The organism is Streptomyces sp. NPDC051172 (genome assembly GCF_040682555.1).
GTDB lineage: Bacteria > Actinomycetota > Actinomycetes > Streptomycetales > Streptomycetaceae > Streptomyces.
In genome coordinates, this window is record NZ_JBFBBE010000053.1 from 25,989 (window position 1) to 51,165 (window position 25,177).

General features: G+C 71.4%; 27 protein-coding genes and 3 pseudogenes. 15 read left to right on the forward strand and 15 right to left on the reverse strand.

What is annotated here, in order from left to right; all coding sequences use genetic code 11:
- Window positions 1-111: 111 nt before the first annotated feature.
- A pseudogene (locus tag AB0N07_RS28455) lies at window positions 112-385 on the forward strand (DNA-binding protein).
- Window positions 386-731: 346 nt separating this feature from the next.
- On the opposite strand, the gene AB0N07_RS28460 reads toward AB0N07_RS28455, so the two are convergent.
- On the reverse strand, window positions 732-1,694 hold the full coding sequence (locus tag AB0N07_RS28460; RefSeq protein WP_365839796.1) for a M56 family metallopeptidase: 963 nt from the start codon (window positions 1,692-1,694) through the stop codon (window positions 732-734).
- A 13-nt stretch (window positions 1,695-1,707) separates the two neighbouring features.
- Entirely contained in the window at window positions 1,708-2,091 is a 384-nt protein-coding gene (locus tag AB0N07_RS28465) for a BlaI/MecI/CopY family transcriptional regulator (protein ID WP_365839798.1), read from the reverse strand.
- 187 nt (window positions 2,092-2,278) lie between these two features.
- On the opposite strand from AB0N07_RS28465, the gene AB0N07_RS28470 reads away from it, so the two are divergent.
- Both AB0N07_RS28470 and AB0N07_RS28475 read left to right on the forward strand, forming a co-directional pair.
- Window positions 2,279-2,926 carry a phosphatase PAP2 family protein gene (locus AB0N07_RS28470; RefSeq protein WP_365839800.1) on the forward strand — a complete coding sequence of 216 codons (648 nt, stop codon included), beginning with the start codon at window positions 2,279-2,281 and terminating at the stop codon, window positions 2,924-2,926.
- A 59-nt stretch (window positions 2,927-2,985) separates the two neighbouring features.
- A complete protein-coding gene (locus AB0N07_RS28475; RefSeq protein ID WP_365839802.1) occupies window positions 2,986-3,474 on the forward strand; it encodes a sensor histidine kinase in 489 nt (162 codons plus the stop codon).
- Here AB0N07_RS28475 and AB0N07_RS28480 read toward each other — a convergent pair whose 3' ends face one another.
- Complete coding sequence (locus tag AB0N07_RS28480) at window positions 3,475-4,374, reverse strand: hypothetical protein (RefSeq protein ID WP_365839804.1); 900 nt, start codon at window positions 4,372-4,374, stop codon at window positions 3,475-3,477.
- Window positions 4,375-4,525: 151 nt separating this feature from the next.
- Window positions 4,526-4,779 (reverse strand): annotated as a pseudogene (locus AB0N07_RS28485) (hypothetical protein); the annotation flags it as partial.
- A 92-nt stretch (window positions 4,780-4,871) separates the two neighbouring features.
- Between AB0N07_RS28485 and AB0N07_RS28490 the strand changes: the two are divergent.
- A pseudogene (locus AB0N07_RS28490) lies at window positions 4,872-5,027 on the forward strand (sodium-dependent transporter); the annotation flags it as partial.
- On the opposite strand, the gene AB0N07_RS28495 reads toward AB0N07_RS28490, so the two are convergent.
- Together AB0N07_RS28495 and AB0N07_RS28500 are read right to left on the reverse strand one after the other, a co-directional pair.
- Window positions 4,988-5,113, reverse strand: coding sequence for a hypothetical protein (locus AB0N07_RS28495; RefSeq protein WP_365839864.1), 126 nt, complete (start codon window positions 5,111-5,113; stop codon window positions 4,988-4,990). The pseudogene AB0N07_RS28490 and the gene AB0N07_RS28495 sit on opposite strands and share 40 nt — an antisense overlap.
- Window positions 5,107-6,537: a HAMP domain-containing sensor histidine kinase gene (locus tag AB0N07_RS28500; protein ID WP_365839806.1), complete on the reverse strand. Its 1,431-nt coding sequence runs from the start codon at window positions 6,535-6,537 to the stop codon at window positions 5,107-5,109. The genes AB0N07_RS28495 and AB0N07_RS28500 overlap by 7 nt, the downstream gene beginning before the upstream one ends.
- A 154-nt stretch (window positions 6,538-6,691) precedes the next feature.
- Here AB0N07_RS28500 and AB0N07_RS28505 point away from each other — a divergent pair, with 154 nt between their 5' ends.
- From AB0N07_RS28505 to AB0N07_RS28525, 5 genes are read left to right on the forward strand one after another with little or no spacing between them, the layout of a single operon-like run.
- Window positions 6,692-7,327: a hypothetical protein gene (locus tag AB0N07_RS28505; protein ID WP_365839808.1), complete on the forward strand. Its 636-nt coding sequence runs from the start codon at window positions 6,692-6,694 to the stop codon at window positions 7,325-7,327.
- Window positions 7,328-7,332: 5 nt separating this feature from the next.
- Window positions 7,333-8,073: an ABC transporter ATP-binding protein gene (locus AB0N07_RS28510; protein ID WP_365839860.1), complete on the forward strand. Its 741-nt coding sequence runs from the start codon at window positions 7,333-7,335 to the stop codon at window positions 8,071-8,073.
- The gene (locus AB0N07_RS28515; protein WP_365839810.1) at window positions 8,060-8,770 is read left to right on the forward strand and encodes an ATP-binding cassette domain-containing protein; all 711 of its coding nucleotides are present in this window, start codon (window positions 8,060-8,062) and stop codon (window positions 8,768-8,770) included. The genes AB0N07_RS28510 and AB0N07_RS28515 overlap by 14 nt, the downstream gene beginning before the upstream one ends.
- Window positions 8,767-11,412, forward strand: a complete 2,646-nt coding sequence (locus AB0N07_RS28520) for an ABC transporter permease (protein ID WP_365839812.1) — start codon at window positions 8,767-8,769, stop codon at window positions 11,410-11,412. Before AB0N07_RS28515 ends, AB0N07_RS28520 begins: the two co-directional genes overlap by 4 nt.
- Before the next feature lie 38 nt (window positions 11,413-11,450).
- Entirely contained in the window at window positions 11,451-12,197 is a 747-nt protein-coding gene (locus AB0N07_RS28525; protein ID WP_365839814.1) for a response regulator transcription factor, read from the forward strand.
- Window positions 12,198-12,611: 414 nt separating this feature from the next.
- Here the strand turns inward: AB0N07_RS28525 and AB0N07_RS28530 are convergent, their stop codons facing one another.
- The 8 genes from AB0N07_RS28530 to AB0N07_RS28565 form a co-directional block, all read right to left on the reverse strand.
- Window positions 12,612-13,883, reverse strand: a complete 1,272-nt coding sequence (locus AB0N07_RS28530; protein WP_365839816.1) for a hypothetical protein — start codon at window positions 13,881-13,883, stop codon at window positions 12,612-12,614.
- A 38-nt stretch (window positions 13,884-13,921) separates the two neighbouring features.
- Window positions 13,922-15,190 (reverse strand): HAMP domain-containing sensor histidine kinase, encoded by a 1,269-nt coding sequence (locus AB0N07_RS28535; protein WP_365839818.1) that lies wholly within the window; start codon window positions 15,188-15,190, stop codon window positions 13,922-13,924.
- Window positions 15,181-15,834: a response regulator transcription factor gene (locus AB0N07_RS28540; protein ID WP_365839820.1), complete on the reverse strand. Its 654-nt coding sequence runs from the start codon at window positions 15,832-15,834 to the stop codon at window positions 15,181-15,183. Before AB0N07_RS28540 ends, AB0N07_RS28535 begins: the two co-directional genes overlap by 10 nt.
- Window positions 15,835-16,297: 463 nt before the next feature.
- A complete protein-coding gene (locus AB0N07_RS28545; RefSeq protein ID WP_365839822.1) occupies window positions 16,298-17,125 on the reverse strand; it encodes a ZIP family metal transporter in 828 nt (275 codons plus the stop codon).
- Window positions 17,126-17,610: 485 nt separating this feature from the next.
- Window positions 17,611-17,910: a hypothetical protein gene (locus AB0N07_RS28550; RefSeq protein WP_365839824.1), complete on the reverse strand. Its 300-nt coding sequence runs from the start codon at window positions 17,908-17,910 to the stop codon at window positions 17,611-17,613.
- Between the two features lie 293 nt (window positions 17,911-18,203).
- Window positions 18,204-18,611, reverse strand: a complete 408-nt coding sequence (locus tag AB0N07_RS28555; RefSeq protein ID WP_365839826.1) for a DNA-binding protein — start codon at window positions 18,609-18,611, stop codon at window positions 18,204-18,206.
- On the reverse strand, window positions 18,608-18,883 hold the full coding sequence (locus AB0N07_RS28560; RefSeq protein WP_365839828.1) for a hypothetical protein: 276 nt from the start codon (window positions 18,881-18,883) through the stop codon (window positions 18,608-18,610). The genes AB0N07_RS28555 and AB0N07_RS28560 overlap by 4 nt, the downstream gene beginning before the upstream one ends.
- Window positions 18,884-19,147: 264 nt before the next feature.
- Window positions 19,148-20,113, reverse strand: coding sequence for a LysR substrate-binding domain-containing protein (locus AB0N07_RS28565; RefSeq protein ID WP_365839830.1), 966 nt, complete (start codon window positions 20,111-20,113; stop codon window positions 19,148-19,150).
- Between the two features lie 105 nt (window positions 20,114-20,218).
- Between AB0N07_RS28565 and AB0N07_RS28570 the strand changes: the two genes are divergently transcribed.
- Window positions 20,219-21,043, forward strand: a complete 825-nt coding sequence (locus tag AB0N07_RS28570; RefSeq protein ID WP_365839832.1) for an SDR family NAD(P)-dependent oxidoreductase — start codon at window positions 20,219-20,221, stop codon at window positions 21,041-21,043.
- A 16-nt stretch (window positions 21,044-21,059) separates the two neighbouring features.
- Here the strand turns inward: AB0N07_RS28570 and AB0N07_RS28575 are convergent, their stop codons facing one another.
- A complete protein-coding gene (locus AB0N07_RS28575; RefSeq protein ID WP_365839834.1) occupies window positions 21,060-21,191 on the reverse strand; it encodes a hypothetical protein in 132 nt (43 codons plus the stop codon).
- A 271-nt stretch (window positions 21,192-21,462) separates the two neighbouring features.
- On the opposite strand from AB0N07_RS28575, the gene AB0N07_RS28580 reads away from it, so the two are divergent.
- The 5 genes from AB0N07_RS28580 to AB0N07_RS28600 all read left to right on the forward strand — a co-directional run bounded on the left by AB0N07_RS28580 (window position 21,463) and on the right by AB0N07_RS28600 (window position 25,076).
- Window positions 21,463-22,581 carry a DUF4190 domain-containing protein gene (locus AB0N07_RS28580; RefSeq protein ID WP_365839836.1) on the forward strand — a complete coding sequence of 373 codons (1,119 nt, stop codon included), beginning with the start codon at window positions 21,463-21,465 and terminating at the stop codon, window positions 22,579-22,581.
- Between the two features lie 147 nt (window positions 22,582-22,728).
- Window positions 22,729-23,481 (forward strand): GntR family transcriptional regulator, encoded by a 753-nt coding sequence (locus AB0N07_RS28585; RefSeq protein ID WP_365839838.1) that lies wholly within the window; start codon window positions 22,729-22,731, stop codon window positions 23,479-23,481.
- A gap of 352 nt (window positions 23,482-23,833) precedes the next feature.
- Window positions 23,834-24,034 (forward strand): SPOR domain-containing protein, encoded by a 201-nt coding sequence (locus AB0N07_RS28590; protein ID WP_344405510.1) that lies wholly within the window; start codon window positions 23,834-23,836, stop codon window positions 24,032-24,034.
- Window positions 24,035-24,053: 19 nt separating this feature from the next.
- Window positions 24,054-24,452, forward strand: coding sequence for a (deoxy)nucleoside triphosphate pyrophosphohydrolase (locus AB0N07_RS28595; protein ID WP_365839840.1), 399 nt, complete (start codon window positions 24,054-24,056; stop codon window positions 24,450-24,452).
- 165 nt (window positions 24,453-24,617) lie between these two features.
- Window positions 24,618-25,076, forward strand: coding sequence for an ATP-binding protein (locus tag AB0N07_RS28600; RefSeq protein WP_365839842.1), 459 nt, complete (start codon window positions 24,618-24,620; stop codon window positions 25,074-25,076).
- The last annotated feature ends 101 nt before the right edge of the window (window positions 25,077-25,177 follow it).

The following is a 25,177-nucleotide window of genomic DNA, read 5'->3' on the forward strand; positions in this document are numbered from 1 at the left end:
CCCTGGAACACCTGGCAGGCCGCCATGAACCGGGCATCACGCAACTACGCCGAAGCCGTATCCAGTAGACCAACGACCCGAGCTCGCCCTCTCGCACCGCCGACCTGGCGCGTGATCACCACCACGGCCACCCCAGTCGAAGTGGTCTACCCTCGGATCAACCGGCCGGCCGTGGAGTGGACACTGTCCCGCCTGGTCGTCGAACCTGTCACCAAGCATCGCCCGTCACGCTGCCGCCCTCGCCGACGCCGACCTGCACGGCCACGGGTGCGCCATCGACGCCATGCTCAGCGCCACCATCCCCGGCCCCGTCATGATCCTCACTTCCGGTCCCGAGGACCTGACGGCACTCTGCGGCGGACAGGTCGCTGTGATCAAGATCTGAGCGTGAACACACAGGTGAGGTCCAGATCGTCGCGTGCTGCCTTTCGACGGGTGGTCAGGAGGTGGCGGGGGAAGAAGTGGCGGTGGAGCTGCAAGTATTCGGCGGATCCCCGGGCGGTGACCTTGGAGCTCGTCGCTCGCGATCTCCTGTAGCGACCGCTGCCGGGCGCGCAGACAGCATCGCCATGCAAGACCAAAAGGCTGAGTGCGCATTGGCGTCGAGCCGCACTTGCGAGTAGGGGCGACTGACTGGCGGCTTCCCGGCCAGCGCACCGGTCGCCAGTGCAGCAGTGTGGGTGCCACGGGATCCCCGGTATCTCGGGGTGAGTTTCTCAGCGGGCGGGAGGTCAGCCGGATCCGGCGAGTTCGAGCAGGACATGCAGATCGTGGGCGGCCGCGAACGCGCACAGGGCGCTGGCTCCGATCACGGCGGCGGTCGCAGCCAGCGGCAGCAGCGGGACGTTGAACGGCCGAGAGTTCGCGCGGGATTCGGTGAGCAGGGCGGCGACGCGACGGGGGACGGGCCCGGCGGAGGCGAGCGGATCGCGGCGCCGCCCCAACAGCCCCATGACCGCTCCTGGGATGCGCCTGCGGGAGGGGGCGTGGGCGGTGGCCAAGGCCGCCTTGCCGACCGCGCGCGCCACCTGGCGGCGATCCCCGCAGGCGGACGCAGCGCACTCGTCAGCCCAGCGTTCCACCGTGAAGGCGACGGCGGTTGCAGCTGGCCGCAGGAGCGGGTTGACGGCTGCGGCCAGGTGGGCGGCGGCGACGAAGGCGTAGTGATGGCACGCCAGATGGGCCCGTTCGTGCGCGAGCATCGCCTCGCGGTCCGGCTCGTCCAGGGCATCGAGCATGCCGGTGGAGACCACGATGCGGCCCGGCAGGCCGGGCAGCGCGTAGGCGTCGGGGGCAGCGTCGTCGAGGACCACCAGCCGCTCGGGGCCCGGCAGGCATGCGGCCTCCAGCGCCGCGGCGGCCAGCGCCCGCACCCGGCACCACAGCATCCGCAACCCGGCCGCCGCCGCGACGGCCAGCACCAGCCCGGCCACGACCGCCTCGCCGGTGGAGACGGGATCGCCCGCGCGCACGGCCTGCGCCGACCAGCCGCCCAACAGCGCAGCCGGCGGCAGCCGCACCAGACCGGCCACCGCCAGGACACCCAGGGCGGCGCAGCTCAGTGCGGACAGGGCCAGCGCGCCGCAAGCCAGCAGCCAGGTCGCCAGCCTCGGCTCCAGGCGCTCGGCCAGCGGCCGGGCCGCGAGCGCCGCTGGGACGGGGAAGAGCAGCGGCAGGTAAGCGAGCAGATGCATCACCACGACGGGCTCACCACTTCTCGGGCAGGTCGCCGAGCAGCTGCCGCAGCAGCTGCTCGTCCGTGGCGGGCAGGTTCTCGACGAACCGGGCGAGCACCGCTTGGCGGTCCGGGTCGGACTCCAGTGCCTGCCGCATCCGGCGGGCGGTCATCCCCGGGGCGTCGGTGACCGGCGCGTAGGCGTAGGCGCGACCCTGTTTGGTGCGGGTCAGCAGCCCCTTGTCGAACATCCGCGACAGCACTGTCACCACCGTGCTGTACGCCAGGTCGTCACCCAGACTCCGGAGCATCTCACCGGGGGTCAGTGCCTGGCCGGAGGACTGCAGCAGGGCGAGGACCTCGGCCTCCAGCGCGCCGCCCGGCCGCCGGCCGCCGGGGGCAGGGCCGGTGTTCACGAATTGGTTTCCTTCCGTTCATCGTCTACAGTCCCGTAGAAGTTTTACGGCTGTGTAGACGTTCGACGTGCCGCCGAGTCTGCCATGCCACCCCGAAAGCCGCCCACCCCGGTCAGTGCGCCTCCGATGCCCTCGGAGCGCGCCGCAAATGTCCACACGGCCGTAGATGACAGGGAGACACCGCCCGATGACAGCCCATTCCGTCGTCAGCCTCGCCTTCGACGGTTCCGGCCTGGACGGCTCGCTGTTCACTGCCGTCACCGGTCTCGCCCGGGACACCCGGTGGCTGAACACTCCGCTGGAGGTGTGGACCAACGCCGGGCTCGGAGTGTTCGCGGTGCTGATGCTGGTTGGCTGGTGGAACGCCCGACGCCGCGACACGCGCGCTATGGCCCTCGCCCTGGCCGCCCCCCTCGCCGTAGTGGTCGCCTTCGCCGTCGCTGAGATCATCAAGAAGGTGGTCGCGGAGGTACGGCCGTGCTACTCGCTGCCGCACGACTACTTCGTGGATGCCTGCCCCGCCCGCAGCGACTACGCCTTCCCCAGCGGTCACAGCACCGTCGCCGCCGCCACCGTGGCCGCACTGTGGCTGCTCGACCGGCGCCTTGCGGTGATCGCCGCCGCCTTCGCCCTCTTCGAGGGCTTCACCCGCGTCTACGTCGGCGCCCACTACCCCCACGACGTGCTCGGCGCCGCCCTCCTCGCCCTGCCCGTCGCCTACCTGACCAGCCAGATCCTCGGCCGCGTCGCCGTCCCGCTGGTGAACCGACTGCGCACCGGGATCCTGCAGCCACTGCTGACCGCCGCCCCCATCGGCGCGCACACCCCCCGCTGAGCCCGCGGCCCGCCCGCGCACGGACGCCGATACCAGGGCCACCCAGGCGGTGATCGCCGGTGCCGCCCAGTCGATGCGCACCATGGGCAACACCCTTTCTGAACGACGGCCGCGAGGGCACGCCCACGGCTCCCGGCACGGCCGAGGTCCTGCCGATCGTGCGGCGGCTCGCGGCCGGACTGGACGTCCCGGCCCGGGTGGGGGCCGAGGTCCACGGCGGGGACGAGTGCTCGGAGGCCGGGGCCCAGGCCGCCCTGCTCGAACGGATCGTGAGCCCGCTGCTCGCCAACGCCCTGCGCTACGCCCACTCGCACGTCATCGTCGAGGCCCGGCGCACCCCCGACGGCGTCCCCATCGACGCCGCGGACGACGGCCCCGGCGTGCCGGAGTCGTTCACCGGACAGCTCTTCAAGCCCGGACGGAGGGCCGATCCGGACGACGGACACCGCGGAGCGGGGCTGGGTCTGCCGCTGGCGCGACGTCTTGCCCGCTCCGCCGGCGGCGAGGCCCACCACGATTCACGGCACACGCAGGCGCCCGGTTCATAGTCAGCCTGCCCGCCGGGTGACCCGATCCGGCTCGGCATCGGTGTCCGCAAGCGCGGCGCGCTTCTTGCGCTCCTGTACGTGGGCGTACGCCATCAGCCCGAACAGGACCGCGAGCAGCACGGCCGACGAGCCCGCGGTGCCGAGGTTCAGGCCGCCCTTGGCGACCGGCTTGGTGAGGAAGTCGCCGGCGGTGGCGCCGAGCGGGCGGGTAAGGACGAACGCGATCCAGAACAGCAGCACGTTGGGCACCGCGGAGACCCGCATCAGCACGGCTAGTACTACCAGTGCGCTGGTCACGAGGGCCGCGCCGCCCCCGTAGCCGAGGCCGGAGCTGTCGGAGAGGAAGTCGCCCATCGAAGTGCCGAGAGTGTTGGAGACAAGGATCGCCGACCAGAACAGGGCCTCGCCGCGGAGGGTGACGATCTCGCGGATCACGAATGTCATTCCGGTCAGCTTCCACACGCCGAAGACGGCGATCAGGATCGAGATGAGGATTGCGGCGCCCTCGGGGTAGCCGAGACCCAGGCCCTGCGGGCCCCAGCCGAGCGATGTGGCGCCGTGCGAGAGGAACTCGGCGCTGGCGTCGCGGTTCATGAAGTCGGACATCGTCGTGCCCGCCATGCTGGTCGACAGGATGACGGTCCAGTAGAAGAACGGGTTGTAACGCCGGGAGCGGAGCTGGACGGCCAGGGTCACCACGAAGATCAGGAACAGGGCGATGGTGGTGAGGAAGTAGCCCAGCTTGAGGGTCTGTGCGAACAGGTCGCCCGCCGTCTCGCCCAGGGTGGTCGCCGCGATCTTCATGATCCAGAAGGTCAGGGTGACCTCCGGCAGCTTCTTCACCACGTTTTTTCGGGCCTCGGCGACCTCGAGATCGGTGAGGACTTGAGACTTCTGCAAGGTACGGACACTCCGTTCGGTCCATGCCACAGGGCGCTCGCCCGGCGGCGAGCGCCCTGTGGGGAGTGGGGGACGACTGCGCACGGCAGCCGCGTCGTGTCCGACCCTCTCAGCGGTGATAGGAACGGATCCTGAATGCATGACGGATTCATTACGCTGCGTGTCGCGTGGCCTGTTCCGGCTCGGTGACGTCCGAATGGGTCGACGTCAGGTAGATGAACAGGCCGAAAACGACCGCGAGGAACAGCACGCTGGTCACCGTGGTGCCCAGGCCAAGGCCCCGTCGCCGGTCGGCTGCGAGAGGTAATCACCCATCGGGGTGCCCAGCGGACGGGTGAGGCTGCACGCGATCCCAAAGCTCCACACGGCGTCCAGGCTGAGCGCGAATCGGGCTGCGGCGACGGCTCGGGAGGGCCGTCGCCGCCTCGCATCTCGCCGCCCTGCTGGTGGGGCTGGCCCTGGACGTCTCGACGCCACTGCTGATCATCCCGGTGGTGGTGTTCCTGCTGTGGCGCTCGCCCGAGACGGACGGCGGCGGTGGGCTGAGCACGGCGATGATCCTGAACGCGGCGATGCCTGCGACGGCCGGGGGGAGGGTGTGGACCGGCAAGGGTCACGGTGACCAGCCGACCATGGTGGGCGTCGTGATCGTCTCCACCCTGGTCGGCCCGCTCACCGCCGCTGCCGTCGTGAGTGCGTTGACGCCGCTGCTCAGCGCAAGCGCGGTGCTGATCACCACGGCCCTGCCGGACAAGCCGCATCTGCTGCTGCCGGTGCTGGCGTACGGGGCCGCTGTAGAAGAGGGCCGCGAACCGGGTCGTGCGGACGGTGCGTCCTCAGCGCCTGCCCTGTCCGGCATCGTCCTGATGGCAGGTCCGCTCCCCGGCGTACGGGCAGCAGCAGCGTGAACGTGGTGGGTGCGCCGCGCGCGAGCGAGAGGCGCCCGCCGAGGGAGACGGCGAGGTCGCGGGCGAGGGCGAGGCCGATACCGGCGCCCGGCCCGCCGCCGGAGTGGCCGCGCTCGAACAGCCGCACGCCATCGTCGTCCACGGTGCCCTCGTCGGCGACGTCAAGGGCGAAGGCGTCATCGAGGTCTCGGACGGTGACGGACACGGTGCCACGTCCGTGGACACGCGCGTTGTCCAGCAGCACCTGGAGGATCTCGGCGACGGGCCCGCCCGGGACGTGTACGTCGTCCGGCACGTCCTGGACGGCGAGCTCAAGCCGTCTGCCGTCGCGGGCAAGCAGTCCGTGCCACCGCTCCTCGGTCCGTGCCAGCAGCTCCCTCACCGGCCTGTCCGGCGCGGTGGCCCGGGGCAGACCGGCGGAGTGCGACAGCCGGAGCACTTCCTCCACGGTCTCGTGCAGCCTGCGGGTGGCTTCCAGGGCCTCCTCCAGCGCAGGCCGGGCGTCGTCCTGGGCGAGTCCGGACTCCAGGGTGAGCTGAAGCCCGGTCAGCGGGGTGCGCAGCTGGTGTGAGGCGTTGGCGCTGAAGTTCCGCTCGTGACGCAGGAGTTCGGTAAGGCTGTGCAGCATGTCGTTGTGGGTGCGGGCGACCTGGTCGATCTCGGCGATGGTACCGGGTGCGGCACGTGCGGTCAGATCGCCCTCGGCCACCGCCCGGCAGTGCCGAGAGAGGTCCTCCAGCGGTGCGGCGAGCGCCCGCGCCTGTCGGCGGGCGACGAGAACGGCGACGGTCAGCGCGACCACTGCCACGCCCGCCAGGGCGGCCCAGCCGGCGAGCACCCGGCCTCGTACGTCCGTCAGGGGGGAGGAGGCACGGACGACGCCGATGACCTGCTCGGCGTGCGAGACGGGCACGGCAACGACCAGCTCACCGCCCGACGAGGACCGGGACACCTTGCCGTCCAGGGCCCGACGGACCGCGTCGTCGCCGGTCCGTGGCCCGGTTCCGGTGCGCAGCAGCAGCCGCGGATCGTACAGGCCCAGACGCTGCCCGGACGCGGCCGCGGGCAGCTCCGCAGGGTCGCCGGCCGCGTAGTCCGGGTTCACCCGGACGGCGGCGGCCAGGGCCGCCCGTTCCAGCGCGTCCCGCTGGCCGGCGTACAGGGAGGACCTGATAGCAAGGGCCAGGGGCACGGCGAGCAGGACCAGGGCGACCAGGACCGCGGTCAGGGCCACCCGCACCACACGCTGTCTCATGCCCTCATCATGCGGGCCGCCCACCAGGTCGTACGGGACCCGTCACGCGCTTTTGCCGTCGTCTAACCGTCGGCGCGCGGTCCGTTAACCGCATCCCTCCTAGCGTCTGGAGCGTGACCGTCCGGTCCCAGGCATTTGGTGGAGGGCAGTGGCCATGACATGTGTACGGAAGTCCGCCGTCGTAGGGGTCGGGCTGGTGCTCGCAGCGGCGGTGACCGCCGGGTGTTCCGGCACCGGATCGGGCGCCGGGGGCGGTTCGTCCTCGGCATCGACGTCATCGACCGGGTCCGCGCCGAACGCGGCGCCCACGGAGACAAATCCTCCCGGCGACATCCCCGACAACCAGGCGTACGTCGCCTTCCAGCCGTCCACCGGCTTCACCGGCTTCACGGTGAAGGTGCCCGAGGGCTGGGCCCGTACCGTGCAGGGCACCACGACCGTTTTCACGGACAAGCTCAATCGCGTCCAGATCTCCGCTGTCTCCGCCCCGGCAGCGCCCACCACCGGTTCGGTGACCAACACCGTCGTGCCTCGACTGCGCAGCCAGGTAACGAAGTTCGCGAATCCGAAGGTGACCGTCGTCAAGCGGAAGTCAGGCAGCGCCGTACTGCTGACCTACCAGGGCGACTCCGCCCCGGACCCGGTCACCGGCAAGGTCGTGCGGGACGCCTTCGAGCGGTACGCCTTCTACAAGCAGGGTCACGAGGTAGACCTCACGCTGTCCGGTCCGGTGAACGCCGACAACGTGGACCCGTGGCGTATCGTCAGCGACTCCTTCGGCTGGCGGTGAGCGGCATGTCCGCAGGGGCGTACGACGACGGGCTCACCGCCCGCGAGCTGTACCGTTTCTTCCGGGCCGGCGAGGAGGAGACACTCGCGCTGCGCGGGGTGTCGCTGCGGGTGGCGCGCGGCGAGACGGTGGCTGTGGTGGGCCCGTCCGGGGCCGGCAAGTCCACGCTGCTGTCCTGTCTGGCCGGGCTCGACGAGCCCTCGGGTGGCGATGTGCACGTGGATGGCGTGCGCATCAGCCACCGGCCCGAGACCGAGCGCGCCCGGCTGCGGGCCCGGCACATCGGCGTGCTGCTGCAGACCCGCAATCTGCTGCCCCATCTGAGCGCGCGCGACAACGTGCGCCTGGCACAAGGCGCGGTACGCGGCCGGCCCGCCGCGTCCGCGGAGGCGCTGCTGGAGCAGGTGGGGCTGGGGGAACGCCGGCACGCGCTGCCCCGGCAGCTGTCCGGCGGGGAGCTGGCACGCGCCGGGCTGGCCGTCGCGCTGGCCAACTCGCCCTCCGTGCTGCTCGCGGACGAGCCGACCGGCGAACTCGACGGCGGCACCGAGCATCTGGTCCTGCAGATGCTGCGAGACCGCGCCAAGGACGGCTGCGCGGTCCTGATTGTCACGCACAGCGCGGAGGCGGTACGGATCGCCGACCGAATGATCACGCTGGACGACGGCCGGGTGACGGAGGCCGCAGAGGCGAGTGCCGGAATGTCCGGCCGGAACGTTCGGGAGATGCGCCATGTCTCCGGCTGACGTACTGATCGACTGCCAGGACGCCGCCCTCACCTTCGGCCGCGGCCCGAACGCGGTCGTCGCCGTGCACGGGGCCGGGCTGCGGATCCACGCCGGGGACCGGCTCGCGATCGTCGGGCCCTCAGGTTCGGGCAAGTCCTCACTGCTGCACCTGCTCGCGGGTCTGGAACAGCCCACCAATGGCACGGTGACCTGGCCCGGGCTGACCGGGCTACGGGACATCGGACTGGTCTTCCAGGGGGACAGCCTGATCCCGGCACTCGACGTCGTCGAGAACACCGCGCTGTCGCTGGTGCTCGACGGGGTGCCCGAGGACCGGGCCCGCGAAGCGGCTCTGGGCGCGCTCGCCATGGTGGGCGCCGCCGACCTGGCCGACCGGCTGCCGGAGGAGATCTCCGGCGGCCAGGCCCAGCGTGTGGCCGCCGCCCGGGTACTGGCGCAGGCACCGCGGGTCATCCTGGCCGACGAGCCCACCGGCCGCCTCGACCACGCCACCGGCAGCCGCGTACTGGACGCGCTGCTGACCGCGGCCGACGAGACGGGTGCGGCCCTGGTCGTCACCACCCACGACCCTGTGGTCGCCGCCCGCCTCACCGAGCGGCACGCCATGCGCGACGGGCGGCTGACGTCCGCGGACAGCGTGGATGCCGACCGCGTGGATGCGGACACTGCCCACCGTCTTGGAGAACCCTCATGATCAGCTCCTGGGCGAGCGGTCTCGCGCGCCACCGCACCGGCAGACTCCTCGCCGCCATGGCCGGGATCGCCCTCGCCGTCGCCCTCGTCGCGGCGCTCGGCTCCTTCCTGACCGCGTCCAAGGCGACCATGACGCAGCGCGCGGTGCGCTCGGTCGCCGTGGACTGGCAGGTCGAGGTGCAGCCCGGCGCCGATCCGAACGCGGCACTGTCCCTGGTGCGCAAGACGCCCGGCGTACGAGCGGCCGTCCCGGTCGGCTTCGCGCACACCAGCGGCTTCACAGCCACCACGCAGGGCAGCACCCAGACCACCGGCCCCGGCATAATCCTCGGCCTCCCCGACAACTACCGCACCCTCTTCCCCGGCGAGGTCCGCGCCCTGACCGGCCATCCCACCGGCGTGCTCCTGGCCCAGCAGACCGCCTCGAACCTGCACGCGGCCCCCGGCTCCACCGTCGGCATCAGGCTGCCCGGGACGACAGGGGTGCGCCAGGTCCGCGTGGACGGGGTCGTGGACCTCCCGCAGGCCGACTCGCTGTTCCAGAAGGTCGGCGCGCCCACCCAGTCCCAGCCCGTCGCGCCGCCCGACAACGTGCTGCTCCTGCCCGCCGCGCAGTTCGCCTCCCTGACCCGGGGCGCCACCTCCGTGACTACACAGGTCCACGTCGCCCGCGACGCCGCCCTGCCCCACGACCCGGCCGCCGCGTTCACCTCGGTGACCGGCGCCGCCCACAACCTGGAGGCCCGGGGCGCGGGTTCGGTGCTTGTCGGCGACAACCTGGGCGCCGCACTTGACTCGGCCCGCCAGGACGCCCTGTACGCGCAGATCCTCTTCCTCTTCCTCGGCGTGCCCGGCGCGGTTCTCGCCGCCTCGCTGACCGTCGCGGTCGCGGGCGCCGGCGGTGAACGGCGCCGCCAGGAGCAGGCGCTGCTGCGGCTGCGGGGTCTCGCGCCCCGCCGGATCGTGTCCCTGGCGGGCCTGGAGGCGGTGCTCGTCGGCGTGGTCGGCGGGCTCGCCGGCCTCGGCATCGCCGCGCTGACCGGCCGACTCGCCTTCGGGGCCGTCTCATTCGGTGCCGGTGCAGGCACCTGGGTCCTTTGGTACGCCGTCGCGTTCACCCTCGGCGCCGCGGTCGCCGCGGGTGCGGTACTGGTTCCCGCCGTGCGCGACCTGCGCACGGTGACGGTCGCCGACACCCGCAGGAGCGCCCGGCGCACCGGTTCGCCCTGGTGGATGCGGATCGGCCTGGACTTCATGCTGCTGATCGGTTCATGGCTGGTCTTCCGCGCGTCGTCCGGCAACCAGTACGCGCTCGTCCTCGCCCCCGAGGGCGTACCGAGCATCTCCGTGTCGTACTGGGCCTTTCTGGGGCCGGCGCTGCTATGGATCGGAGCCGCTCTGCTGCTGTGGCGGCTCACGCTCCTGGCACTCGCCCACGGCCGCCCCGTCCTGGCCAGGCTCGCGCGTCCCCTCACGTCGACACTGGCCGGGACGACAGCGGCGGTCCTCGCCCGGCGCCGCCGCACCCTGGCCCGTTCCATGGTGCTGCTGGCACTCGCGGTGTCGTTCGCCGTGTCCACGTCGGTCTTCAACTCCACGTACCAGCAGCAGGCCGAGGTGGACGCCCGCCTGACCAACGGCGCCGACGTCACCGTTACCGAACCGCCCGGGACCCAGACCCCGCCGAGCGCGGCCGGGGCTCTCAAGGTCCCCGGCGTCCGCCACGTCGAGCCGCTCCAGCACCGGTTCGCCTACGTCGGCTCCGACCTCCAGGACCTCTATGGCGTACGCCCGGACACCATCGCCTCGGCGACCTCCCTTCAGGACGCGTACTTCGCCGGCGGGACCGCCCGGCAGCTGATGCAACGCCTTGCCCAGCGCCCCGACAACCTCCTGGTCAGCGCCGAGACCGTGCAGGACTTCCAACTCTCGCCCGGCGACACCCTCAACCTGCGCATCCAGGACGCCAAGACAAAGGCTCTGCGCACGGTGCCGTTCCACTACGCCGGGATCGCCAAGGAGTTCCCGACCGCGCCGAAGGACAGCTTCTTCGTCGCCAACGCCTCGTACGTGGCCAAGGCGACCGGCAGCGACGCGGTCGGCGCCTTCCTCGTCGATACCGGCGGCACCCACCAGAAGGCTGCGGCCACACAACTGCGCAAGCAGCTGGGCGCAACGGCCACCGTCACCGACCTCACCCAGACCCGGGGCACCGTCGGCACCAGCCTGACCTCGGTCGACCTGGCCGGCCTGACCCGGATCGAGCTGGCCTTCGCGGTCCTGCTGGCCGCCGGGGCCGGCGGCCTGGTCCTCGCCCTCGGACTCGCCGAGCGCCGCCGCACCTTCGCGATCACCACCGTGCTGGGTGCGACGCGCCGCCACCTGCGCGGCATGGTGCTCACCGAGGCGGTCCTGCTGACCGTCGGCGGCCTGGCAGGCGGTGCGCTGATCGGCTGGGCGCTGTCCGAGATGCTGGTCAAGGTCCTCAGCGGCGTCTTCGACCCCCCGCCGGCCTCACTCGCCGTCCCGGGCGGCTATCTGACGCTCACCGCGGCCGCCGCCATGGCCGCCGTGCTCGCCGCCGCCCTGAACGGAGTGCGGCGGGCCCGACGCCCAGCCGTCGAGGAACTGCGCGACCTGTGAACACACCGAACGGCCCTGCGGCCCGTACGCTGCCGACCATGCGCACACCAGCAGCACCGGACCGGGGCCGTTTGGGTGTCCTCGTCGTGGAGGACGACGACACCATCGGCCGCCACCTCGAAACGGGGCTCCGCAGCAACGGCTACGCCCCCGCCTGGAGGCGCACCGGGGCGGGAGCCCTCGCCGAGGCGGGGCAGGGACCCTACGACGTGCTGCTCCTGGACCTGGGCCTGCCCGACATGGACGGTCTCGATGTCGCCCGGACACTGCGCGCCCGCTTCCCCGACCTGCTGATCATCATCCTCACCGCCCGCACCGACGACATCGACGTCATCGCCGGCCTGGACGCGGGGGCCGACGACTACCTCGTCAAACCCTTCAGCCTGACCGTGCTCCTCGCCCGGCTCCGCGCCCATCTGCGCCGCCGGACCCCCGCCTCCCCGCCACCGGAACCGGTCATGCTCGGTGACCTCGTCCTGGACGAGACGGCCCGCCGCTGCACCCTGCACGGCGTCGATGTCCCGCTGCGCCCCAAGGAGTTCGAACTGCTCGCCCTGCTCGCCCTGCTCGGCCGGCACCCCGGCGAGGCCGTCTCCCGCGAGAAGCTCATGGCGGAGGTCTGGGACGAGAACTGGTTCGGCTCCACCAAGACCCTCGACGTCACGATGGCCGGCCTACGCCGCCGCCTCACCGCCGCGGCGAAGTCCTCCCCCCGCCCCGCACGCCTGCCGCAGATCACCACCCTGCGAGGCCACGGCTACCGGCTGGAGCAGGAACCCCGGTAGCTGCTCGATCGAGGGACCGAGCCGGTGCCGGGCGGTGTGCAGGCTGCGAACCGGGTTCCGCCATGGGCGCCTTGGAAGGCCGGCAGGTCGCAGACAGACCGGTCGAGAACCTGACGCCCAGCGCAACGATGTCGCCACCCGGGCGCAGCCATTGACGGCAGTCCTCGCACGCCGAGCGTGCTTCCATGAGGCAGTCCCAGGTCCTACTCCGGCCCAGGTCGGCAGCCGTGGGGATGATGTGGCGGTCGTGTTCCTCAGGGCACGCCAGCAGGGTGCGGCCATCGGTGACGCGCAGCAGCTCGGGCAGCACCTGGTCGAAGACGGGCGCGTCGGCGACCATTGCGTCACTGATCCAGTGCACCGCGAGAGCGTGATCGGCGGCGGCCCCAGGGGAGTCGCCGCCGATCATGTTTGTCAGCGCATGTCTGTGAGGAGGGTGTTGAGTTCGGCCTCCTGCCGGGCCGGCGACATCGGCGGGTTCGGGTGGTCGATGCCGAAGGTCTTCAGGACGCTGTCCATCTGGGCGTCGATGAACGTCCAGCCGGTGTTGTCCAGCGGCTGCAACGATGCCTGGTCGGCATCCCAGAGATCACGCAGCGACTGGGTGGCGGTGTGGGCCCCGGTCGCGTTCCCCGACCGTGCGTCCTTGAGCGCGGTCGATGCGAGTGCCTTCAGAGCGTCGACCTTCGTGGACGGGAACTTCTTCACGGCCTGGCCAGGGGCGAGGTGAACGGTGGAGGTGGCGTCGGTCTCCGGCGCCGGGCCGGTGTGCGGCTGGCTGTGCGCCCAGACCAGCAGGCCCGTGGTGGCAACGGCGAGGAGGCCGAAGCCCGCCAGTCCGATGCGCTCCCTGCGCGGGTCGCCGGTGGCGTGTGCGGCGTGGGCGGCCTCGTAGGTCTCGGTCACATCGGAGCGCGTCACCGTCAGGTAGACCACGGTCGCCAGGATCAGGCCAAGGAAGATCAGACTGGTGGTGAAGGTGCCCAGTGCGAGGCCGGTCGGTTCGCCCGGCTGAGCGACCTTCGGGGAGGCGAGCCAGTCGCCGATGTTGGCGCCCAGCGGGCGGGTCAGGATGTAGGCGAGCCAGAAGGAAAGCACCGGGTTCGCGCCGAACTTCCACAGCAGCGTGATCGCCGCGATGAGGCCGAGCGGCAACAGCACCGAGACTCCCGGGCTCCAGCCGGTGAGCTCGAGGGTCCAGTCGCCGGTCGCGGTGCCGAGCGCGAAGGTGACGAGAACGGCGAGCCAGTAGAACGACTCACGCGGCAGCGTCGTCACCGAGTGGATCGAGAGGGTGCGCTCGCGCAGCCACCACACGCCGAAGACCACGGCGAGCAGGACCGAGAACACGGCGGAGCTGATCCACAGCGGCACGTTGAGCTGGTCGGTCAGGATGTCGGTGTACAGGGTGCCCGTGACACTGACAACGACCACGGTCAGCCAGTACGGGAACGGGACGTACCGCTTCAGCCGCAACTGGACGCCGAGAACCACCACGAACACCGCGGTGAAGATCCAGGCCGTGTTCACCAGGCCGACGCCCAGCTTCATGTTGATCCAGTCGGCGAAGCTCTCACCCACGGTCGTGCACAGGATCTTGATCACCCAGAACCAGATGGTGACCTCGGGGACCTTGTTGAGCATGAGGCGCCCGCTGCGCGTGCGTGCTTCCGTTGTCGTTGTCATGCAGGGAGGTTTACGCGGGGAACCTGCAAGCAACCTGACTACGTGGTCCCCCGCGCCGCCGGGAGTGTCACCTCGACGTGGCCGCGGCCGTCCGCGATCGCGCGGACCTCCACACCGGCCGAGGTGGCGATGCGCCGGACCACCGGCAACCCCAGCCCGTACCCGTCGCCGCCGGTCACACCCGCTTCGAAGACCCGGTCGACCTCGGCGGGATCGAACCCTGGGCCGTCGTCCAGGACATCGACCACGATGGCCCCGCCCAGGTTGCGCGCAGTGATCCACACCCGGGACTTCGCATGCCGCAGGCCGTTCTCCAGCAGGGGTGACAGCAGCGACACGGCGACGTCGGGCGCCACGGCCACCTCGATCTTCGCGGGAAAGGCGATCTCGACCGCGCGGCTGCCGATCGCCTGCCGCGCTGCGGAACGCAGATCGCACCGGGTCCCCTCCTCCGTCCGTGCGCGTGCTGCACGGAGAATCGTCGTGATCGCCGCATCGAGGCGGTCGACCTCGCTCAGCACTGCCTCCGGCGTCACCGGGTCGCCGGACAGCTGAGCCAGCTGCGCCTCGCCCCGCAGGACCGTGAGCGGTGTGCGCAGTTCGTGGGCGATCTCGTCGGTGAGCCGGCGCTCGTCCGCCAGCGCGTTGTCGACGCGCTCCAGGAGGCGGTCCAGGGTCTGTCCCAGTTCCCCGAACTCGTCGCGGGGGACGCCGAGGTTGAAGCGGCGCCCGGGTTCGTGATGACCCCAGTCGTCGGCGAGAGCGGCCATCTCGTGCACGACCCGCAGCGCGCGATGCACCACGAGGTGCGCGACGCCGCCGGCCAGGAGGATCGTGAGGCCGCCCAGGATCAGCGACAAGGTCAGGCTGCGCTGCTCGGAAGTCTCGTAGGGCGTGAGGTCCACCCGGACGATCACCATGACGTGATGGCCGTCGACCGGGACCTGCCGCGCGTACAGGAGGTAGTCGCCGACGGTCGCGGTCTGCGATCGCCCCGAGTCCGCCATCTCGTCCACGCGATCGACAACGCTCGGCGGCACGTTCCCGTCGATCAGACGGCCGTCGGCATACACCCAGGCGACCTCGTCCAGCGCCTCGCTGCTGTTCTCCGTGAGCACGACACGGCCACCCCTGGCGCTGACGTTCGCCGCGACCGCCTCGGCGCGCGTACGGGCCAGATCGTGCGCGTCGGCGTCCGTCACCCTGCTCAGCAGCACGTGCGAGACGACGACCAGGATGGCGACCACGGCGGTGGCGATCAGGACCGTGAGCGCGACGACGCTTCTGCGGAAGCCCGTCACTGCCATCGGTAGCCCACGCCGCGGACGGTCGCCAGACGTTCGGCCACACCCAGCGGACCGAGCTTGGCCCGCAGCCGGCGCACGTAGGAGTCGAGGGTGTTGTCGCTGACCTGCGCTCCGTGCGGCCAGCCGGCGGCGACGAGGGCGTGCCGACGCACCGCGTCGCCCTGCGAAGCGATCAGGCGGCCCAGTAGCCGGAACTCGGTCGGCGTCAGACTCATGCTCACCGCATCGCAGGTCACCACATGCTTCGCCGGATCGAGGACGACCTCGTGCGGCGCGGGCGCCACGGTGGCCCGGCGCAGCAGCGCCCGGACGCGGACCAGCAGTTCCGGGATGTCGAAGGGTTTGGTCATGTAGTCGTCGGCGCCAGCCTCGAAGCCGCCCACCTTGTGATGCAGGCCGTCCAAGGCGGTGAGCATCAACACCGGCACGTCGACGCCGCGAGCCCTCAGGGCCAGGCAGACATCGCGGCCGTCGGCGTCCGGCAACCCGAGATCCAGGACGACCAGCTGGGGAGCCGGTGCGAGCTGCCGCAGCAGGCTGTCGGCCGTGGCGGCGACGGAGACCGTGTGACCGTCGTGCTCCAGGGCGCGCTTGAGGATCCCGCGGACCGCCGCGTCGTCTTCGCACACCACAATAAAAGCCACGCGCTGACCCTAGATACTCCAGCGAGAGTTCTCCATTCTCCCTGGTCAGGGCCTGGTGGTCCGCGAGATCCGAGACGGCTTCCAGGATCCAGCGGCCCACCCAGGTCGACGGGTGCGACGTCACACTCGACTCCGCACTCCACGGCGGTCTCGACGCCCGCATCCGGCTCCGGCCTGCGCGCGTCGCCCGCGCACGAGGACACCCCGTCAGCCGCACGGGGCCACCACACCTCGCCCGTGCCGGGTCGGCCGACGACGAACACAGGCAGGCCCTACTCCTGGGCTACGACTCGGGCAACCGGGCCCGGACCGAGGGTCCGGAGGAAATCGCCCTCGCGGTGGCGACCCCGCACCGGCGGGCAGACGATGGCGCGCTCCGGGATCGGCACCCGGCCCGTGACGCTGGCTGGGAACCAGGGACACGGAGGTTCAGTGGTCACCGGCGCGGGAGTGTCGCCGTCTTTCAGGCGCCGGCTGCCGTGACCACGGCGTCGGTGGCGAAACCGAGCAGGAGGCCGAGCAGGATGCACCAGGTCGTGAGGGTCTTCAGCCCGGTCTTGCGGGCGACGGCGAGCAGTTCGATGACCACGTAGAGGATCGACCCGGCGGCGAGGCCGAGGAAGGCGATCGACAGGGTGTCGTCGACCAGGTGCTGGCCGATGAGCGTACCGAGGAAGGTGGGGCCGCCGCCGATCAGGCCGAGCCACAGCAGGGTCGCCCAGGACGGGCGTTCGCCTTCGGCGGCCAGGGGGGCGACGATGCCGAAGCCCTCGGTGGCGTTGTGCAGGCCGAAGCCGATGATCAGCAGGAGGGCGAGGGAGATCTCGCCCTGGGCGGCGGAGTTGCCGATGGCCAGGCCCTCGGCGAAGTTGTGCAGGCCGATGCCGGTGGCGATCATCAGGGCCAGCGAACTGGCCTGGCTGCGGGTCGTCGGGGCCAGTTCGGCGGTGGCAGCGGCACCGGGCCCCGTGGGCCGCGCGGCGGCCGTACGGCGGCGGCTGACCCAGGCGTCGTAGTGGACGAGCCCGGCCAGCCCGATCGTGAGTCCTACGGCCAGGGTGACACCCCCGGACGCGACGTTCGCCCATGTGTGCTTGCTCAGCGCCTCGTCGACCGGTTCCCAGGCGTGGGTCAGGACGTCCCAGACGAGGAAGGTCAGGATGCCGATGGCCACGGCGTTCAGGCCCGCCTTGAGGCGCGGTGTGGGCGTGCGCAGGCGACCGACGGGAAGGCCGAGGTAGATGGTGAAACCCGCGATGGCGCCGAGCAGGGCGATGTTCGCGCTGGACATGAGGGACTCCGGTCTTTCGTGCACAGGAAGCACACCGAAGTTAAGTCAGGTAAGGCTCACCTAACAAGGTGTGGGGGCTCTGCTGCTGGGAGATTTGGCGAAACCATTACGGGCGGCGCGGGATTCCTTTGCGGGTGGCCTCCGTGCGCCGTTCGCCGACTCTCGTGACCGGGCCTGTCGCACACGCGTTGCCGTTCCTGGACAGCGCAGCCCTTGGCCGGCCGATTCCACGGCCGCCGCCGCGGTGACGGTGCACCGCCGTGATGCCGGCAGTGCCCACCCGCCGCGCAGGGGATGGGCCCACCACACCACAGAGTCTGCCGGGTGACGCGCCTCATGGGAGCCTGCGGAAGACCTCCATCACCGAGTTCATCCGGTCGAGATCGAAGTGCCCGCGACCGGAAGGACAGGCTCGAGCCCCGGATCGTCAAGATGCGGCAGCAACCCCGGACGGCGTGGACGTGCTGCCCCTTTCAGTCGCAGGCTCACCCACTGGGAGACATCTGCGCATCTGACCGCGCAGCCCGGGTGGTCCACAGCAGGACGAGCGCCGCGGCCTGGATGCCGGCGACAACGATGACCGGAACGGGGACGGATACGTCGTACAGCGCCCCGGTCGGCGCCCCACCGGCCAGCGCGGCGACGCCCATGTTCCTGGCGAAGACGCCGTAGGCGGTGGCCCGGCGACCGGTCGGCACCAGATCGGCGATGGTGGCGCGCAGAGTGGACTCCTGGACACCGACAGCGGCGCCCCACGCCAGGGCACCCACCACCGCGATGGCCACCGTGTCGGTGAAGGCGAGCGCCGAAACGGCGGCGGACAGCAGCGGCAGAACGACCAGGACCTGGGCGCCGAACCGGTCGATCGTACAGCCAGCCCGTGGCCAACGCCGCCACCGCGTCCGCGGCCATGCCCGCCGCGTACAGCAGGGGTACCGTCGCGGTGGCCATGAGATGGCGGGTCACCAGGTGATGGGAGAGCACGCCGAAGGTGGCGAAACCGGTCAGGGTCGCGGCGGTGAAGGCCCGCGTAGGCACAGAAGGATCGCGGCAGCCCCGAGTCAGACGTCCTTTAGAGTCAGACGTCCTTTATCTGTACGCGGTCGTCGCACAGTCTCGACCAGTCGTCGCGGTCCGAGGCCAGCACCAGGACGGGCGCCGGGACGCGGAGCGCCATCGCGGTGACGAGAGCGTCGATGGCGTACTTGTGGCCGTGCAGGCCACCGGCGTCGCTCAGCAGCTGCACCGCGGTGAGGCTGTCCGCCTGGGTGACTTCCTGGACCTGAAGGCGGGAGAGCACCCAGTGCAGCCGGGCGGTGTCCGTCTTCCCGTAGGCGGCCTCCACCACCGTCAGGGCCGACACGAGGACGGGCACGCCCACCCGCCGGGCGGCCTCGATCCGGGTGATCATCCGGCGGTCGTTGCGCAGGAGCAGCGACAACGCCTGGGAGTCCAGAACCAGGGACCTGGCCGCGGGTGCCTTCATGCGGCGCTGTCGCCGGACGCGTACGGCGCCGGTGCGTCACCGAATAGTTCGTGCTGCGCGGCCTGCACCTCGGCCTCGCTCAGCGGCTCGTACTCGTCTTCGTAGGCGGCCACGATCTCGGCGAGCCCGTCCATCGCCAGCTGATGCCGGACTGCCGCAGTCACGTACGCGGACACGCCACGCTTGCCGGTGCGCGTGCGCAGAGCACCAAGGAGTTCCGAGGGCATCGAGACGGAGATGTTCTCCGTGCCTCCGGGGCGGGGCGACTTCACGGGGGTTAGTCTAGTACAGGAACTATTACAGCGTCTGGAGAGCTGTACGGCCGGCTTGGGGGCGTAGCCTTGGATCTTCTTGTACTTTGTCGCGGCTCCCGTGCTGGGATGGTGCTGGGATGTGCCCGCATTCCCGCAGGTCAGAGCCTTGTCATGGAATCCCGGTTCAACGTGTAGGCGCGGTCCCACCACAGCGTGGCTTCACGCTGCCCCGGGCGGCAGCACGGATGATGGCCGACGGGTCGGCGGGTCGGCGGTGCAGGCTCACTCGCCGTCATCGTGGCTGCTCGCCGCCGCCCTCGATGGGGCGGTCAGGCCTCCGCGGGCCTGCTCCGTGACCCGGCGGCAGGCATCCGCGTACGCCCGTACCAGTGGCCTGCGGTCTCCTTTTCGCCAGGCCAGCACGTACCGGCTGGGTGCGAGTCCGCGGACGGGGCGGGTCACGACGCCGCCCAGGGTGATCAGCGGGACGTTGCCCACCGCCACCAGGCAGACGCCTAGGCCCGCGACCAGGGCCTCGTAGGTCTCCTCCGTGCTGGCGATCTCCGCGCCGACGCGGGGGAGCCGGCCCGCGCGTTCCTCGACCGCCAGCCAGTGGTCCCGCAGCGGTCCCGCGCTCTTCGGCAGGGCCAGGAACGGTTCCTCGGCCAGGTCCGTGAAGTCGATCTCGGGGCGGGAGGCGAGCGGGTGGGTACCGGGGAGGGCGACCAGGCGGGGTTCCTCGGCGACGACCGTCCAGGCGTAGCGGTCCTGACCGGGCAGGGGCAGCCAGACGAAGGCCAGGTCCGTGTCGCCGTCCGCCAGGCCCGCGGTCGCGTCGTCCCAGCGCACCTGGCGCAGGCGGACCGCCGCCTCCGGATGCGAGGCGGTGAAGCGGGAGCGGAGCGCGGGCAGCAGACCGCCGCGGCCGGGGCTGGTGCTCATGCCCACCACCAGGGTGCTGCGCTGCGCGGCCCGCGCCTGAGCCACCACGGACGCACCCTGCGCCCACGCGTCCAGCACCCTCCGGGCGTGCGGCAGCAGCGCCGCGCCCTCCGCGGTGAGCGCCACGCCGTGCCGGTCGCGCCGCAGCAGCTCCACCCCCAACTGCCGCTCCAACGCCCGGATCTGCTTGCTCAGTGCGGGCTGCGAGACGTACAGCCGCTCGGCCGCACGCGTGAAGTGCAGCTCCTCGGCGACCGTGACGAAATACCGCAGGTCCCGCACATGAACGTCCGCCGTCATAGCCATCGGTTGTCACCGTAGGTCTTGGACGGACAACTCGCCACAGGAGCAGCCTGGTTCAGGAGTTGCTCAGAGAGGCACTCGGAGCATTGCTCGGAGAGGTGGGTTCTCGTGAACAAGGTGTGGCTGATCACCGGTGCCGGCAGCGGACTCGGGCGGGCCATCGCCGAGGCGGCCGTCGCCGACGGCGATGTCGTGGTGGGCGCCGTGCGGCGGCCCGAGGGGCTGGACGACCTCGTGGCCGCCCACCCCGACCAGGTCGAGGCGCTGCGTCTGGACGTCGCCGACACGGCCGCCGCCGAACCGGCGGTACGGGACGTGGTGGCGCGGCACGGGCGGATAGACGTCCTGGTCAACAACGCCGGCCGCGGCCATGTCGGTGCCTTCGAGGAGACCACCGAGGACGAGCTGCGCGCCCTGTTCGACGTGCACGTCTTCGGCCCGGCCGCCCTGGTGCGCGCCGTACTGCCGTACATGCGCTCGCGGCGCTCGGGCGCGATCGTGCAGATGAGCAGCATGGGCGGGCAGACGTCCTACCCCGGCTTCTCTGCGTACAGCGGGACGAAGTTCGCCCTGGAGGGCATGTCCGAGGCGCTCGCGGGCGAGGTCGCCGAGTACGGCATCAAGGTCCTCGTCGTCGAGCCGGGCGCCTTCCGTACCTCGCTGTACGACGCGACGCAGGCCAGCGCCGACGGCGGGGCGTACGCCACCGTGGGCGGTACGCGGGCGATGGTCGACGCGGGCTTCGACGACCGGGCCGGCGACCCGGCCAAGGCGGCGGCGCTCATCCTGGCCGCGCTGGAGGCGGGGCAGACCCCGCTGCGCCTGCCGCTCGGCGACGACGGCGTGAGTGCGGTCCTCGCCCACCTCGACCAGGTACGCGAGGACGTCCTCGCCTGGGAGAAGCGCACCCGCCGCACGGGCTTCCGCGACTGAACCGCCGGGGCGGCCCTCAGATCCCGTCCACCCACGCCACGGTGAACGGCTCCGGTGCGGGCGAGGCGCCGGTGCGCGCGTCCGATGCGATGCCTTCGGCGGCTGCCCGCGCCGCGCCCTCCCGCCCGCCCGCCGGTGACGACGGCATCGGCCAACCTGGACGCACCTCCGGCCCAGACCGGAGCAGAAGCGCAACGGCTCTCAGCGCCTGTGCGGTGTTCGAACGCACCCCGGACGAGAAACGCGAGGCGCCGACCGCTGGGGCGGTGCGTGGCACTGCTGCAGACAGAGCGTGGGCAGGTGTAACGGAGGCGGGGGGTCCTCTTCTCCTCACCGCACGCTTACCATGCGCCCAGTCGTACGTCCGTTCCGTACGCCAGTTCTGTGCGTCAGTCGTCCGAACCAGGAGCACGGCAGCCGTGTCCACACCACCCCCGCCTCCCGGGCCGTACCCGTACCAGCCCTGGGGGCAGGGCTACCGCCCGCACAACACGCCTGCGCCGGTCAACGGGGTCGCCGTAGCCGCCCTGGTGCTCGGCATCCTCTGCTGCGTTCCGGCCCTCGGGCTGCTGCTGGGGCTGGTCGCGCTGCGCCAGATCAGGAGGACCGGCGAGCGGGGACGCGCGATGGCCGTCACCGGTGCGGTCCTCTCAAGCCTCGGGCTCGTGCTGTGGGTGGCCGTGCCGGTCGGCGGCGCCGCGCTCGGCTACCGGGTGAAGGGCGCCGCACGCGACCACGGCAGCGCCTACTCCCTCACCAAGGGCGAGTGCTTCGACTCTCCGAGCGGTTCCCTGGATGGCGTGGCCTACGACGTCGACAAGGTGCCCTGCACCGGCCTGCACGACGCCGAGGTCTTCGCCACCTTCCGGATGCCGGGCGGCGCCGACTACCCCGGCGACGGTGAGATCACGGACGCCGCCGACACCAGGTGCTACGCGCTGCGCTACGGCTACGCCATGGACGCCTGGGCCGTGCCCGACGACGTCGACGTGTACTACCTGACGCCGAGCCGGCAGAGCTGGCGCTACGGCGACCGCGAGGTCACCTGCCTGTTCGGCAACACCGACGAGAAGGCCGGTGTGGAGGGTTCGTTGCGCAACGACGAGCAGACCCTGAACGCCGATCAGGCCGCCTATCTCAAGGCCGTCGACGTCGAGAACGCCGCCCTGGACCGGCAGCCCACGGACAGCCCCGACGACGATCTGCCGGCCAACCGCCAGTGGGCCGGACAGATGGCGGCCGCGCTCACCGAGGAGGCCCGGATGCTGCACGACCACTCCTGGGCGGCGGGTGCGCGGACGCCGGTCGCGAAGGTCGCCGAGGAGGTCGCGGCACGCCAGGAGGAATGGGCGCACGCCGCCGAGGCCGGTGACGCGAACGGCTTCTATGAGCACTACGACCTCGTCATGGCGCTCTCGACACCCGACCTCGCCGTCACCGCCCGCAAGGCTCTGGGCCTGGACGCCACCCCGCCCGAATCCAAGGACGGGGACGACGACGGGAACGGCGGCAAAGGCGCCTCCGAGTTCCAGGTGTGACCACGGCTATAGCGGGGAGAAAGTGCCTGCGTAAAGCCCTCCGCGGGCACATGTCATCACATCGAGTGATTCTCTGGCCTTCGCTTGCACGGCACAACCCACGGTTGCCACGCTGTTGCTGTCTGTACAACCTGATGGGAGCGGCCAGTGACTTTCGGTGAGCAGCCGGCGTACCTGCGTGTCGCGGGTGATCTCCGCAAGAAGATCGTCAATGGTTCGCTGCCACCGCACACCCGACTGCCCTCCCAGGCCAGAATCCGCGAGGAGTACGGCGTCTCGGACACCGTCGCGCTGGAGGCACGCAAGGTGCTGATGGCGGAGGGCCTGGTCGAGGGCCGCTCCGGATCGGGGACCTACGTCCGCGAGCGCCCCGTGCCCCGCAGCGTGGCCCGCTCCGGGTTCCGCCCGGCCGGCGGCGCGACCCCCTTCCGCCAGGAGCAGGCCGACGGCGAGGGGCGCGGCACCTGGGAGTCCAGCAGCGCCCAGGCCGAGGCGAGCAGCTGCGTCGCGGAGCGGCTCGGCATCAAGCCCGGCGACCGCGTGATGTGCACGAGGTACGTCTTCCGCGAGGCCGGCGAGGCGATGATGCTCTCCACCTCCTGGGAGCCCCTCGCGGTCACCGGCCGCACGCCCGTGATGCTTCCCGAGGAGGGCCCGCTCGGCGGCATGGGCGTCGTCGAGCGCATGGCGGCGATCGACGTGATCGTGGACAACGTCACGGAGGAGGTCGGCGCCCGCCCCGGCCTCGCCGAGGAACTCGTGACCCTCGGCGGTGTCCCCGGTCATGTCGTCCTGGTCATCCAGCGCACCTTCTTCGCCTCGGGTCGCCCCGTGGAGACGGCCGACGTCGTCATCCCCGCCGATCGCTACCGCGTGGCGTACCACCTCCCAGTGAAGTAGCGCACACCTTCACGGCAGTTGACCCCGCCGCCCCCTCGCCGCGACCCCCTCCGCGCGCCCTCGGAACCCGCCCGTCCGCCGCTGGAATCTGGCCGTTCTCGCAGGTCGCCCCACGCATGCCCGCCGTGCCGCTGACCGGACGCGTCGATGCCCGCGCGCGGCGCATTCGATTCCGTGCGCCCCCCTCGGTCTGGCCGGTTGCGTACCTCTTTGTGAAAAGGCGTGTTCGCTGCGTAAAGGTAAGGCGTAGGCTCGGGCATATGCGGATTGCGGTTTCCTTAGAGGGTGGGGCACGGCACGAACCGCGGGCGAGGAGCGGTCGGGCCGGGGCGGGAAGGGGCGGTGGGGCGCGATGAACGACGGCACGATCACGCTTCCCTGGCTCGTCATTCGGCAGGACGACAACGGCAATCGCTACCGCGTGGGCCGGTACGCGACCCGCGCCGAGGCCCAGAAGATCGCGGACAGCCTCGACGACCGCGGACACAAGCAGCTGTACTGGGTCGAGCGCATAGGCCAGAACGGGCAGAACGGATCAGCCGCGGCCAACTGACTCCCGTAGGCTCCCCCGCATGACGGAACGGATCGTGGTGGTGGGCGCCGCCCTGTTCGACGGCGACCGCCTGCTCGCCGCGCGCCGCAGCGCACCTCCCGAACTCGCCGGCCGCTGGGAACTCCCGGGCGGCAAGGTCGAACCCGGCGAGACCCCCGAGGCGGCCCTCGTACGCGAACTGCACGAAGAACTCGGCGTGGACGCCGCCCCCGTGGCTCCGGTGCCGGGCGAGTGGCCCCTGAGGCCGCCGTACGTCCTACAGGTATGGACGGCCCGCCTGCGCCCGGGTTCCGCTGCCCCCAAGTCCCTGCAGGACCACGACGAACTGCGCTGGCTCACTCGGGACGAGCTGTGGGACGTGCCCTGGCTGGACCAGGACATCCCGGCTGTCCAAGAGCTGGCCGCCCTCTGGGGGTAGGGGCGCGGGGCTGTGCAGATAGGCGGCTCCGCCGCGTGGGCGCGAACAGCCACAACGCACCTGCGGTCGCGAGGCAACACGCACCCCCGAGCCAACAGCCGCCCGGCACCCCCCTGCGGAGCAAGCTCCCACCGTGGACGGTACTCCGTCCCGGATATCGGGTATGTGCCCATTAACCCCACGAAACCGGACAAGGGTGGGCTTCTGGCCTGGGAAGTGATCGGCGTGATCGACACCGAAGGCGACTGCGCCGAGTGGAGCTTCCCCGCGGAACCGGGAGCCGCCCGCAGCGCCCGCACCGCCGTCCGCGGCCAACTGCGCACCTGGGAGCTCGACGTCCTCGGAGACCTCGCGGCCCTGCTCGTCAGCGAGCTGGTGACCAACTCCCTGCGGCACGCCGCCGGACCCATCGGCGTACGCCTCGTACGGCCCGCAGGCCTGGAGGACGTCCTGCTGGTGGAGGTCTCCGACCCGCTCCCCGACCCGCCGCGCGAGCGCGTCGCCCGCCTCGAGGACGAGAGCGGCCGTGGACTGCAACTCGTCGCCCACTCCTCGCGCCGCTGGGGCACCCGGCCCGGAGAGGCGGGCAAGACGGTGTGGTTCGAACTGGCCCTGCCCGGCTGAGCCGGCGCCCGGTCCGGCCCTTCGGACGCTGTACGCGAACACCCGCCTTGTAGAGCGATGGGATCAGGCCGGTGGCAGTGTCCGGCGAGCGGGATTCGACG

Coding starts and splice junctions, on each gene's coding strand:
- AB0N07_RS28460 (WP_365839796.1), bottom strand. CDS start 1,694: ATGCATCTGCTCGCTTACCTGCCGCTGCTCTTCCCCGTCCCAGCGGCG.
- AB0N07_RS28470 (WP_365839800.1), top strand. CDS start 2,279: ATGACAGCCCATTCCGTCGTCAGCCTCGCCTTCGACGGTTCCGGCCTG.
- AB0N07_RS28500 (WP_365839806.1), bottom strand. CDS start 6,537: ATGAGACAGCGTGTGGTGCGGGTGGCCCTGACCGCGGTCCTGGTCGCC.
- AB0N07_RS28505 (WP_365839808.1), top strand. CDS start 6,692: ATGACATGTGTACGGAAGTCCGCCGTCGTAGGGGTCGGGCTGGTGCTC.
- AB0N07_RS28510 (WP_365839860.1), top strand. CDS start 7,333: ATGTCCGCAGGGGCGTACGACGACGGGCTCACCGCCCGCGAGCTGTAC.
- AB0N07_RS28515 (WP_365839810.1), top strand. CDS start 8,060: ATGTCTCCGGCTGACGTACTGATCGACTGCCAGGACGCCGCCCTCACC.
- AB0N07_RS28520 (WP_365839812.1), top strand. CDS start 8,767: ATGATCAGCTCCTGGGCGAGCGGTCTCGCGCGCCACCGCACCGGCAGA.
- AB0N07_RS28525 (WP_365839814.1), top strand. CDS start 11,451: ATGCGCACACCAGCAGCACCGGACCGGGGCCGTTTGGGTGTCCTCGTC.
- AB0N07_RS28530 (WP_365839816.1), bottom strand. CDS start 13,883: ATGACAACGACAACGGAAGCACGCACGCGCAGCGGGCGCCTCATGCTC.
- AB0N07_RS28535 (WP_365839818.1), bottom strand. CDS start 15,190: ATGGCAGTGACGGGCTTCCGCAGAAGCGTCGTCGCGCTCACGGTCCTG.
- AB0N07_RS28545 (WP_365839822.1), bottom strand. CDS start 17,125: ATGTCCAGCGCGAACATCGCCCTGCTCGGCGCCATCGCGGGTTTCACC.
- AB0N07_RS28555 (WP_365839826.1), bottom strand. CDS start 18,611: ATGAAGGCACCCGCGGCCAGGTCCCTGGTTCTGGACTCCCAGGCGTTG.
- AB0N07_RS28565 (WP_365839830.1), bottom strand. CDS start 20,113: ATGGCTATGACGGCGGACGTTCATGTGCGGGACCTGCGGTATTTCGTC.
- AB0N07_RS28575 (WP_365839834.1), bottom strand. CDS start 21,191: ATGCCGTCGTCACCGGCGGGCGGGCGGGAGGGCGCGGCGCGGGCAGCC.
- AB0N07_RS28590 (WP_344405510.1), top strand. CDS start 23,834: ATGAACGACGGCACGATCACGCTTCCCTGGCTCGTCATTCGGCAGGAC.
- AB0N07_RS28595 (WP_365839840.1), top strand. CDS start 24,054: ATGACGGAACGGATCGTGGTGGTGGGCGCCGCCCTGTTCGACGGCGAC.